Origin of the sequence: Paraburkholderia franconis, from assembly GCF_009362735.1 — a bacterium.
GTDB classification, from domain to species: Bacteria; Pseudomonadota; Gammaproteobacteria; order Burkholderiales; family Burkholderiaceae; genus Paraburkholderia; species Paraburkholderia franconis.
In genome coordinates this window covers 86722-98390 of record NZ_WHNP01000017.1, presented here as the reverse complement: position 1 = coordinate 98390, position 11669 = coordinate 86722, and the positions used below count along the sequence as shown (strand labels likewise).

Here is an 11669-nt window from a genome sequence, read left to right as displayed (position 1 = left end):
CTTGCATGGAGAACTGCCGGATGCACGCCTGGCTCACCGATCTGCAACAACTGCTCGCGCACGGCGACGCCGTCGTGCTCGTGACGGTCGCCCGCGCCGAAGGCTCGGCGCCGCGCGACGCCGGCACGAAGATGATCGTCACGCGCGATTCGGCGCGTCACACGATCGGCGGCGGGCACCTCGAATGGAAAGCGATCGAAGGCGCGCGCCAGGTGCTGCGCGACGGCATGCGCACGCCGAACATGCGGCGGCTCGAGCGTTTCGCGCTCGGCCCGAGCCTCGGCCAGTGCTGCGGCGGCGCGGTCGTGCTCGCGTTCGAGCGGCTCGATATCGGCGACCTGGGCTGGGTCACGTCACTGGCGAAGCGCGTCGCGGCGGGCCAATCGGTGGTGCGTAGCGTATCATTCGGGCCCGCTGCCGATGCCGTGATGCTGTCCGATCCGGAACCGGGCGTCGAAAGCGCCGATTGCCTGCTGTGGGACGGCGCGGGTTTCGACGACAGCAGCGCGCTGCTCACCGAAACCATCGCGCCGCGCGATTTCCCCGTCGTGCTGTTCGGCGCGGGGCACGTGGGCGCGGCGCTCGTGCGCGTGCTCGCGACGCTACCCTGCCATGTGCGCTGGGTCGACGAGCGCGACGCGCAATTCCCGCCGCCCGAAACGCTCGGCGCACCGAACGTGGTCATCGACGCGAACGACGCGCCCGACGAAGCCGTCGACAAGGCCGCGCCCAACACGTACTTCATCGTGATGACGCACAACCATGCACGCGACCTCGATCTCGCCGAGCGCATCCTGCGGCGCGGCGACTTCGCGTTCTTCGGCATGATCGGCTCGCACACGAAGCGCAAGCAGTTCGAGCACCGGCTCGCCGCGCGCGGCTTCGATCCTGCGCTCGTCGCGCGGATGAAGTGCCCGCTCGGCGTGGACGGCATCGTCGACAAGTCGCCGGAAATCATCGCGATTTCAGCGGCGGCGCAACTGCTGCAAGCCGTCGAGGCCAATGCGGCGCGCGCGGCACAAACGACAGCCTGAATACGACGAGCGCAAGCGAGCACGGCAACGAACGCGGCAAGCATTGAAGACATTTGCGAATCGCGACGCCTCACCAGCCATCGGGCGTTGCAGCTTTTCATCGATAACTCGAATCATCGACCGACCATGACGACAACCACACTTTCTCCGCTGGCGCAAAAGACGAAGGACGCGCCGAAGGCCGAGCTGCACATTCATATCGAAGGCTCGCTCGAACCGGAGCTGATCTTCAGGCTCGCCGAACGCAACGGCGTGAAGCTCGCATACGACTCGATCGAAGCGCTGCGCGCCGCGTATGCGTTCACCGATCTGCAATCGTTCCTCGACATCTACTATGCGGGCGCCAGCGTGCTGCTGAAGGAAGAGGACTTCTACGACATGACGATGGCCTACGTCGAGCGCGCGCTCGCGGACAACGTCGTGCACACGGAAATCTTCTTCGATCCGCAGACGCACACCGAGCGCGGCGTGCCGATTGCGACCGTCGTCGCGGGCATCGAGCGCGCGCTCGCCGAAGCCGAACAGCGCGGCCTTACGAGCAAGCTGATCCTGTGCTTCCTGCGCCATCTGTCCGAGGACGATGCGCTCGCGACGTTCGACGCCGCGCTGCCCTTGTTCGATCAGTACGAGCACAGGCTGATCGGCGTCGGTCTCGATTCGTCGGAGCACGGACATCCGCCGTCGAAGTTCGAGCGCGTGTTCGCGAAGGCGCGCGCCAAAGGGCTGAAGCTCGTCGCGCACGCAGGCGAAGAAGGCCCGCCGTCGTACATCTACGAAGCGCTCGATCTGCTCAAGGTGGACCGCGTCGATCACGGCGTGCGCAGCATCGAAGACCCGGCGCTCGTCGCGCGCCTTGCCGACACGCGCGTCGCATTGACCGTATGCCCGCTGTCGAACCTGAAGCTGTGCGTGTTCGACGACCTGACCAAACACACGCTGAAGGCACTGCTCGATGAGGGCGTCGCCGTCACCGTGAATTCCGACGACCCCGCCTACTTCGGCGGCTACGTCAACGAGAACTATCTCGCGACGATCGAAGCCCTCAAGCTCGGCGACGACGAGGTGTACACGATCATCCGCAACGGCTTCGAGGCGTCGTTCGTGACGCCCGCGGAGCGCGACGCGATGATCGCCAGACTCGATGCGCACTGGCGCGCATCAGCATGATTCATACAGTTCGGAGACGGTTTCACTCATGACTCAAACGGCTTATCGCGCGCAACTGCTGACGTTCAACGGCGATCCTGCGCAATCGTCCAACGCAGCCATCTTCAACGAAGACGGGCTTCTAATCGTCGAAGACGGACATGTCGTCGCGGCGGGCGCGTATGCGTCCGTTGCGTTACAGCTTGCGTCCGGAACGCAAGTGGTCGAGATGCGCGACAAGCTGATCGTCCCCGGTTTCATCGATACGCACATCCACTTTCCGCAGACGGACATGATCGCGTCGCCGGCGCCGGGGCTGTTGCCGTGGCTCGACACGTACACGTTCCCGACCGAGCGCGGTTTCAGCGATCCCGCCGTTGCGCAGGACACGGCGCGTTTTTTCATCGACGAACTGCTCGCTTGCGGCACGACGACGGCGCTCGTCTACTGCACCGTGCACAAGCAGTCAGCCGACGCGCTCTTCACGGCAGCGCAAGCGCGCAATGTGCGGATGATCGGCGGCAAGGTGCTGATGGATCGCAACTGTCCCGAGTTTCTGCGCGACACTGCGCAATCGGGCTACGACGACAGCGCCGAACTGATCGCGCGCTGGCACAACCACGGGCGCCAGATGTATGCGCTCACGCCGCGTTTCGCGCCGACATCGACGGAAGCGCAACTCGAAGCGACGGGCGCGCTCGCGAAGCTGCATCCCGATGTGTTCATCCAGAGCCACGTCGCGGAGAACCACGACGAAGTGAAGTGGGTCGCGAGCCTCTTCCCCGGCCATCGCAGCTACCTCGATGTGTACGATCACTACGGCCTGCTGCGCCCGCGCGCCGTCTATGGACACTGCATCCATCTCGATGCCGAAGACCGCCGCCGCATGGCCGAGACGCGCACGGTCGCATCGCACTGCCCGACGTCGAACCTGTTCCTCGGCAGCGGCCTGTTCGATTTCGACAAGGCGGCCGAATCGCGGATGCCCATCGCGCTTGCGACGGACGTCGGCGGCGGCACATCGTTCTCGATGCTGCAGACGATGAACGAGGCGCACAAGGTCGCGCGCCTGGGCGGCCATCATCTGACGGCGACGCGCATGTTCTGGCTCGCGACGGCGGGCGCAGCGGAAGCGCTCGACCTCGGCGACAGGATTGGCACGCTCAGGCCGAAGTCGGAAGCGGACTTCATCGTGCTCGATCCGAAGGCAACGCCGCTTCTCGCGCGGCGCACGGCGCGCACGGAAACGCTCGAAGAACTGCTGTTCGCGTTGGCGCTGCTCGGCGATGACCGCGCCGTGTACGAGACCTATGCGGCGGGCCAGCGCGTGCATCGGCGCGACGACGCCCGCCAGCATGCAGCGGGAAACGCGCGCATTGCGGCATAACGAGTTTCAGCGAGCCGTATCGCTGAAGTGAAAACAGCGCTTCGTGATTCACGAAGCGCCGTGGAATCGCCCATACTTCGGATACTTTATTATTTGACAGAGTTTTGCAACTGCGAAACGAGGCTATGCTAGAAGCGATGTTTCATCCACATTTAGGCGATGAAACATGGCAGATATGTTTGTCAAGATTGACGGCATCAGCGGTGAATCACAGGATGCCGCGCATCGCGGCGAGATAGAGGCGTCAAGCTGGCGATGGAAGATTTCGCAGCAGTCAAGCATGATGTCCGGCTCGGGAGGCGGAGCGGGCAAAGCATCAATAGCCGATTTCGAATTTGTACATCAGATTGACCGGGCAAGTCCGAACCTGATGCGCTACCGCCTGACCGGCAGGCACATTCCCCGAGTCGTACTGTCTATGCGCAAGGCTGGCGGCGTACCTCTCGATTTTCTGAAGATAACAATGGGCGATGTGGTTATCACGTCCGTGGAACCGATCATTTTGGGTGAAAGTTTCTACGAGCATGTTGGCCTGTCCTTTTCCCGCGTCAAACAGGAATACGTTCAGCAAAGTGCCATCGGCGCAAGCGCAGGCACTGTCACCGCCACCTTTGACATCAAAGAGAACCTCGAACGGTGAAGCGTCCGAACTATTTCGCGCTTGCGATTGGCCTTTGTGCCTCCGTTGCAGCAGCGTTTTCCATTTACTCAACTATTGACTTTCGCCTGTCATCGATCGTGACAACTGGCGAGGTTATCCGCCTGAACTCCGGGGGACATCACCCGCAGATCGCCTTCGATGCGAAGGACGGGCGGCACTATGAGCGGCTAACTGGAACGATACGGTCCTTCACGGCTGGTCAATCTGTGCTGATTCGATATCGCCCGGACGATCCAGACGGTTCAGCCATGATCGATAGTGTTCTCGATCTATGGACTCCCTCAGTTTTCCTGTTGATTCTGGCAGTCGGTTTTCTCGATGCAGGGTTGAGAGGGGAGGCACTCAGAAAGGGCCTTCGATGATAGTTCTGCGAAAGAGCAAATGGCAATTTAATACTAGCGCGGGTGCCGGGATTGGCTTCGGTGCCTTTAATTCCGAAGACGGCATGTTCGCCCTCGATGCTCCATCAGGCCAAACACACCAATATCTTTACAGCGGGTTTGGAATTGGCAGGTCCGGTGGACTATCGACGCTGCTTCGCATTCCAAGGCTTGCCCTTCCGAAAGTGATCGTCAAGGGCGATGAACTGAGCGGGTCAGGCTCCACCACTGACTTTACGAGCATGGGTTGGCTGTACCTGACGGACTCGTTCAAGGGCGCCGACCTTGCGAATCCGAAAAGCCTCGAAGGTGGAACGATCTATCTGGAAGGTGCGGCAGGGTATCTGTTAGGTGGCACTGGTTCATTCATGCTTCTCGGCATAAACCGTGATCTCCTTCTCATGGGAATCGTAAAGCCGGAGATGATCGGCACCGCGATTCGCAGCGCACCGGCAGCATTGGTGATGGGAGGAGTGAACGAAGGTCTGCAAGATACACGCGGGTTTGCCTTTATGTTCGGGCAAGTTATCTACAAGAGCTTATACACTCAGGACTAGCACGCGAAATTGGCTATGACCAGGTCTTATCCTCAATCTGTGGGCGCTTCGTGATTCACGAAGCGCCCTTCGTCATTTACGGCTGCTGCCTGCACAGTTCATGCAGCGCGTTCAATCTGCGAACCGGGTCCGCGACATAAGGATTCGTTTCGTCCCATGCATAGCCTGCGAGCACCGCGCTGATCATGCGCCGGATCGAAGGCGTCTGGTCACGATAGAACATGATGTCCTGCAACTCGCCCGTGTACCAGCGCTCGACGAATGCGCGGAACGTATCGATGCCCTTTCTCAGCGGGATGTCGTACGCCTGCTGCCAGTCGACCGTCTCGCCGTTCAATTGACGCTCCAGCGTCTTCACGGCCAGATGCGCGGAACGCAGCGCGATCGTCACACCCGATGAAAAGACCGGGTCCAGGAACTCGCCCGCATTGCCGAGCAGCGCAAAGCCCGGTCCATGCAACCGCTCGACATTCGCCGAATAGCCGCCGATATGTCGCACGGGCATCAGGAACGGCGCATTGCCGATCAAGCGGTTCAACGTCGGCTCGCTCTGGATCAGCGTGCGCAGCTTCGCCTCGCGCTCCGCTTCGGGCACATCGAGAAATGCGGCCTCTGCGACGCAGCCCACCGACGATCGGCCGTTCGCCAACGGAATCATCCAGTACCACACATCGCGATGCTCGGGATGCACGGCGACCGTGATCTTGTTGCGATCGTGCGCGTTGACGGGGATGCCGTCGCGCACATGCGTGAAGATCGCGGCGCGCGTCGGCATGCGCGTCGGCGCTTCGAGATTCAACAGACGCGGCAGCACGCGCCCAAATCCGCTCGCATCGAGCACGAAGCGCGCTTGCACTTCGTAGCGGTTGCCCGCTTCGTCGGTCACGTCGAGCATGGGCGCGTCGCCCGTCTTCATCGCGAGCACCGTGTGGCCGAAACGCACGTCGGCGCCCTGCTGGGCCGCGCAGCGGATCAGCAGATCGTCGAACACGGCACGCTCGACCTGATATGTCGTGCCCCAGCCGGCCGAATGCTTGTCGCGGAAGTCGTACGCCGACATCTGTTCGCGATACACGAACTGCGCGCCGTTCTTGTACTGGAAGCCCGCTTCGACGACCGCCTGCAGCATGCCCGCTTCTTCGAGGTACGCCATGCTCTGCGGCAACAGGCTCTCGCCAATCGAGAAGCGCGGAAAGTGCTGGCGTTCGAGCACGAGCACCGAGCGGCCCGCCTTGCGCAGCAGCGCCGCGGCGACAGCGCCCGACGGCCCTGCTCCGATGATGGCCACATCCACGGCGGCGTTCAGCGACGATTCCGTCATCATTGATCTTCCTTCAAATAACCTGTCATTACGTATTGCACACGCGACATCCGCAAGACCCGCCTGCGATTACAATGTCGCGCAACCATCAAGAAATCAAACCAGGACCAACGATTCACGGGGAACAACGTGCAGTCCAACGAAACATCCAGCGTGCCCTTCGTGCCGGAGACGGCCTTCGGCGTCTGGTTCCTCCGCACCCATACCTGGGAACATCATGTGCTGCGCGTCGCGATCAACGATCTGAAGCGCCTGATCGATACGCCCCTGCCCGCTTCGCCCGTGATCGTCGATGCCGGTTGCGGCCAGGGTATTTCATTCCGGCTGCTCGCGCAAACGTTCAAGCCGGCGCGTATCGTCGGCGTGGACTTTCATCGGCCGTCGCTCGGGCTTGCCGCGCAATCCGCGCGCAACTGCGGCAATCACGCCGATACCCGTTCGACGCACATCGACCTGCTGCATGGCGACTGCGCGAATCTGCCGTTACCCGATGAAAGCGCCGATATCGTCTTCTGCCATCAGACGTTTCACCATCTCGTCGAACAGGAGCGCGCGCTCGCCGAGTTCCGCCGCGTGCTGAAGCCGGGCGGCGTGCTGCTGTTCGCCGAATCGACCGACGCGTACATCAAGTCGTGGGTGATCCGCCTGCTCTTCCGTCACCCGATGCACGTGCAAAAGAGCGCGGACGGCTATCTCGACATGATCCGTCGAGGCGGCTTCACGTTCGGCACGCGCAACGTGTCGCTGCCGTATCTGTGGTGGAGCCGCGCGAAAGATTTCGGGCTGCTCGAACGTCTGCGCATCTATACGCCGAAGCCCGGCAAGCGGCGCGAAACGCTCGTCAACGTCGCGGCCGTCAAGACGGCTTGATCATATCGAGGGGCGCCGGGCATCGGCGATGCCCGGCGGCGTCCCCGAGCATCAGCAATCGTCACGCCTGCTCCACAGGTGAACGCCGTTGCGCTTTCGCGCAGTGCGTTCAGTTCGTTTCGAGCGTCACGACATCGCCGCGCACGGCAAGCGTCGATCCATTCAGGCTCGCGCCGCAAGTAAACTCTGTCGCGGATGCCGTGATCGTGCTTTGAAAGCGCGTCTTCACGTTGATGACGGCATTCGCGTGCTGCTCGCGCGCATAGTCGCGCAGTTGTTGAAGCGCCTTCGTCAGCGCGAGATTGCAGGTCACCTCCTTGCTGCTTTCCGGCTGGCGGTTCATACGCACCGCGAACTCCTTGTTGCCGAACGTCTGCTTGACGGGCGCATGTGCCTCGTCGCCGAAATAGAGCGCGACGTCTTGCGCGTTCCGTGTCTGCAACGCGGCCGGCATCGGCAGCGATCTGATCTTCGTCGTGCAGCCCGCCTGCGTTAGCAGAACGGCCGCCACCAGCCCCAGTGTCATTTTCGTTTTCATTGTTCGGCTTCCTTTTTTTCGTTGTTTATCGCGCGTGCTACTGCACTCGTTTGCCTGTGATTCGTCCCGAGATTCGTCCCGGGCTTGATCCCGACAGGCGGCGGTCAGATCCTTGCGAACATCAGGCTCGCGCAACTGCCGCCGAAGCCGAACGACACCGACATCGCCCTGTCGATGCGCGCATCGCGCGTCGCCTGCACAAGCGGCAGCGCCTGCGCCAACGGCTCGATGTGCCCGATGCCCGGCGTGCCCGCGATGAAACCGTCGCGCATCATCAGCAGCGTGTAGATCGCTTCGTGCGCGCCGCAAGCGCCGAGCGGATGCCCCGTGAGTCCCTTCGTCGACGAAAACGGCGGCACGTCTGAGCCGAATACCGTTTGCAGCGCGCGCAGTTCTTCAAGATCGCCGAGCGGCGTCGACGGCGCGTGCGTGTTCACGTAGTCGGGGCGCGTGCCCGCTTCGTCGAGCGCGGCCTTGATCGCGCGCGCGATGCCCGGCGCGTGCGGCGTCACCATGCCCGCGCCATCCGTGCCGTGGCCGAAGCCCGTCAGCTCCGCGTAAATGCGCGCGCCGCGCGCGAGCGCATGATCGAGTGCTTCGAGCACCAGCACGCCGCCGCCCGCGGCGATCACGAAGCCGTCGCGCGCCGTGTCGTACGGCCGCGATGCGCGCGCAGGCGTGTCGTTGAAACGGCGCGACAGCGCGTGCATCGCGTCGAACATCAGCGTCATGTTGTCGTGCAGGCATTCGCTGCCGCCTGCGAGCACGATCTGCTGACGACCCGTCTGGATCAGCTGCATCGCCTGGCCGATAGCGAGCGCCGATGTCGTGCACGCCGACGACGGCGAATACGCGACGCCTTCGATGCCGAACACCTGCGCGACATTCGCCGACGCCGTGCTGCTCATCACCTGCGGCACCGTGTACGGCGGCGTTCTGTCGATACCGCGCGCATTCGCCACGGCCACCGCTTCGTCATACGCGGACATCGCGCCGACGCCCGAGCCGATCACGGCACCAACATCGGACGAGCGTAGCGCAGCGGGATCGAGACGGGCATCGTCGATCGCCTTGCGCGCCGCGTGACAGGCAAAGCGCGCGGTATCGCCCATGAAGCGTTCGAGCTTGCGGTCGAACGGCGGCTCGCCCGCCACCGACGCGACGCCCGCGACCTGCGTGCCGAAGCCGCGCGCGCGCCACGCATCGATATGCGTGACGCCGCTGCGCCCTTCGCGCAGCGCGGCGCTCACTTCATCGAGCGTATTGCCGAGACAGGACACGATGCCCATGCCCGTCACGACGACACGCTTCAAGCGTCGCTGATTGCTCATCGAACGCGCCTGAAAATCAGCGATGTATTGATGCCGCCAAACGCGAAGTTGTTGCTCATCACGTACCCGGCGTCGATGCTGCGACCCTCGCGCTCGATGTAATCGAGCGGCGCGCAGGCGGGATCGACATCGGTGAGATTCAACGTCGGCGCATACCAGTTGCGCTTCATCATCTCGATCGTCCACCACGCTTCGAGCGCGCCGCACGCGCCGAGCGTATGGCCGACGTAGCTCTTCAGCGATGAAATCGGCATGCGCTCGCCGAAGGTCTGCGCCGTCGCCTCGCTCTCCGCGATGTCGCCGCGATCCGTCGACGTGCCATGCGCGTTCACATACGCAATGGCCTGCGCGTCGAGCTTCGCGTCTTCGAGCGCGAGCTGCATCGCGCGCGCCATCGTGTTGGCCGTCGGCTGCGTCATGTGCGCGCCATCCGAATTGCAGCCGAAGCCGACGATCTCCGCGTGAATCGTCGCGCCGCGCGCCTTCGCGTGCTCGTACTCTTCGAGCACGAGTGTCGCCGCGCCCTCGCCGACCACGAGACCGTCGCGCTTCGCATCGAACGGACGCGGCGTCAGATGCGGCTCGTCATTGCGCGTGCTGGTCGCATAGAGCGTGTCGAATACGGCGACGGCGGGCCCCGACAATTCTTCCGCGCCGCCCGCGAGCATCAGCGCCTGCTTGCCCGTCGCGATCGCTTCGTACGCGTAGCCGATTGCCTGGCTGCCCGACGCGCACGCCGACGACGTCGGCACGATGCGGCCTTTCAGGTCCCAGAAGAGGCTCACGTTGACGGCCGTCGTGTGCGGCATCATTTGCACGTAGCTGTTCGACGTGACGTTGGTCATCGCGCCCGTTTCGAGCATCGCGCCGAACGCGCGTATCGGTTCGACGGAACCCGACGACGAGCCATAGGCGACGCCCATGCGGCCGTCCTTGATCGATGCATCGTCCGCGAGGCCCGCGTCGGCGAGCGCCAGTTCGCTCGCGCGCACCGCGTACATCGACACCGTGCCCATCGAGCGCGTCTTCTTGCGCGGCCATTGCGCGGGCTGCTCGAACGCAGGCAGCGGACATGCGAGACGCGTGTGCAGCGACTCGAAATAGTCCCACTCCGGCATGCGCCGCACCGCATTGCGGCCCGCCTTCAACGCCGCTTCGATCTCGTCCCAGCGGCTGCCGAGCGCCGTGACGCCGCCCATGCCCGTAACGACGACTCGCTTCATCAGATCATCCCGCCATTGACGCCGATCACCTGGCGCGTCACATACGAGGCCGCGTCCGACATCAGGAAGCTGACCACCGACGCGACTTCAGCCGGTTGACCGACACGGTTCATCGGCACGTTCTTCAACGCGTGTTCGAGCGGCACGTCGTCGAGCATGCCCGTTTCGATCAGCCCGGGCGCCACGCAGTTGACCGTGATGCCGCGCGACGCGAGTTCGACGGCGAGCGCCTTCGTCGCGCCGATCAGCCCCGCTTTCGCCGCGCTGTAGTTGACCTGTCCGCGATTGCCGATCACGCCTGACACCGACGCGATCGTCACGATGCGCCCGCCCTTTTTCGCGCGGACCATCGGCATCGTGAGCGGATGGATCACGTTGTAGAACGCGTCGAGTCCCGTTTCGATCACGATGTCCCAGTCTTCGTCGGTGAGCGCGGGAAAGGCGGCGTCGCGCGTCACGCCCGCGCTGCACACGATGCCGTAGTACGGTCCGTGCGCGGCCACATCCGCTTCAAGCACTTCACGGCACGCGGCGCGCTCGCGCACGTCGAACTGCAGCACGCGCGCCGAACCGCCTTGCGCCGCGATGCCCGCCGTGACGGCTTGCGCTTCGGTGCGGCCCGTGCGGCAATGCACGGAGACGGCGAAGCCGTCGGCGGCCAGTTGATACGCAATCGCGCGGCCGATGCCGCGGCTCGCGCCCGTTACGAGTACTCGCCGGCTCATGTACTGAGACTCCCTTCGATGAACGTCTGAAAATCGCCCGGTTGAAAGACCTTGATGACGGCCTCCGCACAACGCGCGCCGTCATGGTCGATCGTGCATCCGTACGCGCTGTGCCCCTCTTCGCTTCGCAGCACCTCATGCGCGCCGATCGTCAGTTGCGCATCGCGAGCGAACGCGCTCACGTGTGCCTTGTAGCTGCGCGTACCGAGCAGCACGCCCGGACGCGCGCGGCCGCCCGCGCGCATTGCGAGCAGCGCAACGTGCGCGGCCACCGCTTGCGCCATCAGCTCGATGCCGATCCACGCGGGCATCGCGCCGCTTTGGTCCGCGTACCATGCGTCGCCACGCACGGCCGCATGGGCCGTCAGCGCAACGTCGCTGCATGCGCTCACGCCGTCCATCAGCAGCATCGTGCCGCGATGCGGCAGGATCGTATCGATCGGCGGAAAAATTTCGTTGGTCTCGGGTGTGGCCGTCATGTCGTTATGTTTTTGCT

The 11669-nt window shown here is 63.5% G+C and carries 13 protein-coding genes; 7 read left to right on the top strand and 6 right to left on the bottom strand.

Going from position 1 to position 11669, the window contains the following annotated elements:
- Window positions 1–20: 20 nt before the first annotated feature.
- The 6 genes from xdhC (at window position 21) to GCT13_RS19740 (ending at window position 5165) form a co-directional block, all read left to right on the top strand.
- Window positions 21–1034, top strand: a complete 1014-nt coding sequence (xdhC, locus tag GCT13_RS19765; RefSeq protein ID WP_152760751.1) for a xanthine dehydrogenase accessory protein XdhC — start codon at window positions 21–23, stop codon at window positions 1032–1034.
- 126 nt (window positions 1035–1160) lie between these two features.
- Complete coding sequence (locus GCT13_RS19760; protein WP_152760749.1) at window positions 1161–2201, top strand: adenosine deaminase; 1041 nt, start codon at window positions 1161–1163, stop codon at window positions 2199–2201.
- Window positions 2202–2229: 28 nt separating this feature from the next.
- Window positions 2230–3567, top strand: a complete 1338-nt coding sequence (gene guaD / locus GCT13_RS19755; RefSeq protein WP_152760747.1) for a guanine deaminase — start codon at window positions 2230–2232, stop codon at window positions 3565–3567.
- Between the two features lie 166 nt (window positions 3568–3733).
- The gene (locus GCT13_RS19750; RefSeq protein ID WP_152760745.1) at window positions 3734–4207 is read left to right on the top strand and encodes an Hcp family type VI secretion system effector; all 474 of its coding nucleotides are present in this window, start codon (window positions 3734–3736) and stop codon (window positions 4205–4207) included.
- Window positions 4204–4590: a DUF3592 domain-containing protein gene (locus GCT13_RS19745; RefSeq protein ID WP_152760743.1), complete on the top strand. Its 387-nt coding sequence runs from the start codon at window positions 4204–4206 to the stop codon at window positions 4588–4590. The genes GCT13_RS19750 and GCT13_RS19745 overlap by 4 nt, the downstream gene beginning before the upstream one ends.
- A gap of 83 nt (window positions 4591–4673) precedes the next feature.
- Window positions 4674–5165: a hypothetical protein gene (locus tag GCT13_RS19740; RefSeq protein WP_152760741.1), complete on the top strand. Its 492-nt coding sequence runs from the start codon at window positions 4674–4676 to the stop codon at window positions 5163–5165.
- A gap of 76 nt (window positions 5166–5241) precedes the next feature.
- Here GCT13_RS19740 and GCT13_RS19735 read toward each other — a convergent pair whose 3' ends face one another.
- Entirely contained in the window at window positions 5242–6489 is a 1248-nt protein-coding gene (locus GCT13_RS19735) for an NAD(P)/FAD-dependent oxidoreductase (protein ID WP_152760739.1), read from the bottom strand.
- A 126-nt stretch (window positions 6490–6615) separates the two neighbouring features.
- Here GCT13_RS19735 and GCT13_RS19730 point away from each other — a divergent pair, with 126 nt between their 5' ends.
- Complete coding sequence (locus tag GCT13_RS19730) at window positions 6616–7356, top strand: class I SAM-dependent methyltransferase (protein ID WP_321574480.1); 741 nt, start codon at window positions 6616–6618, stop codon at window positions 7354–7356.
- A 109-nt stretch (window positions 7357–7465) separates the two neighbouring features.
- On the opposite strand, the gene GCT13_RS19725 is transcribed toward GCT13_RS19730, so the two are convergent.
- From GCT13_RS19725 to GCT13_RS19705, 5 genes are all read right to left on the bottom strand, one after another.
- Window positions 7466–7894: a hypothetical protein gene (locus GCT13_RS19725; RefSeq protein ID WP_152760735.1), complete on the bottom strand. Its 429-nt coding sequence runs from the start codon at window positions 7892–7894 to the stop codon at window positions 7466–7468.
- A 104-nt stretch (window positions 7895–7998) separates the two neighbouring features.
- Window positions 7999–9225, bottom strand: a complete 1227-nt coding sequence (locus tag GCT13_RS19720) for a beta-ketoacyl-[acyl-carrier-protein] synthase family protein (RefSeq protein ID WP_152760733.1) — start codon at window positions 9223–9225, stop codon at window positions 7999–8001.
- Window positions 9222–10448, bottom strand: a complete 1227-nt coding sequence (locus GCT13_RS19715; protein ID WP_152760730.1) for a beta-ketoacyl-ACP synthase — start codon at window positions 10446–10448, stop codon at window positions 9222–9224. The genes GCT13_RS19720 and GCT13_RS19715 overlap by 4 nt, the downstream gene beginning before the upstream one ends.
- A complete protein-coding gene (locus GCT13_RS19710) occupies window positions 10448–11173 on the bottom strand; it encodes a 3-ketoacyl-ACP reductase FabG2 (RefSeq protein WP_152760729.1) in 726 nt (241 codons plus the stop codon). The genes GCT13_RS19715 and GCT13_RS19710 overlap by 1 nt, the downstream gene beginning before the upstream one ends.
- Complete coding sequence (locus GCT13_RS19705; protein ID WP_152760727.1) at window positions 11170–11652, bottom strand: ApeP family dehydratase; 483 nt, start codon at window positions 11650–11652, stop codon at window positions 11170–11172. The genes GCT13_RS19710 and GCT13_RS19705 overlap by 4 nt, the downstream gene beginning before the upstream one ends.
- Between the last annotated feature and the right edge of the window lie 17 nt (window positions 11653–11669).